Here is a 554-nt window from a genome sequence, read left to right on the forward strand (position 1 = left end):
GTCGGCGACGCCGGGTTCTGCCGCGCCTGGAACAGCCAGGCGTTGGGCTTGCGGAAGTCGTAGTCGTCCAGGCTTACGATGCCCGGCGTCACGCTGTCTTCCAGCGCCCACTGGCTGATGCCCTCTTCATCGGTGCTGCCGCCGGAAGGGGTCACATGATAGGGAATGCTTTCGTAACCGCTGAACGGCTGGTGCTGCTGGGGGGCATCGGTCAGCACCAGGGTGTGTTTGTCCGCCTCGTGGACGAAGTGGTAGGCAATACCCTCCAGCTCCATCAGGCGGCTGATAAACGCCAGGCTGCTCTCCTGGTACTGCACGCAGTACTCCCAGGGGCGGTAGCTGCCCGTCAGCCGGTCTTCCACGTTCACCTGGTTTTCACCCAGCAGCGTCTTCACTATCTGCGGCACCGTCTGGCCCTGGAAGATGCGCAGGTTACGGTCGCGCTTCATCGGCCACAGGTCCGGCTCCATCGTCAGCCGGTACTCCGCATAGCGGGTACCGCCCAGCTCCACCGCGCTGACCGCCACCCGGGTCACCTTACCGTTCAGGTAACG

At 64.1% G+C, this 554-nt stretch carries 1 protein-coding gene; it reads right to left on the reverse strand.

Annotated elements, in window-relative coordinates:
• The coding region (locus tag V3W49_RS22955) for a type VI secretion system Vgr family protein (protein ID WP_500148289.1) at positions 1–554 on the reverse strand (554 nt) is incomplete at both ends.

The organism is Rosenbergiella sp. YN46 (genome assembly GCF_036620675.1).
Lineage (GTDB): Bacteria > Pseudomonadota > Gammaproteobacteria > Enterobacterales > Enterobacteriaceae > Jejubacter.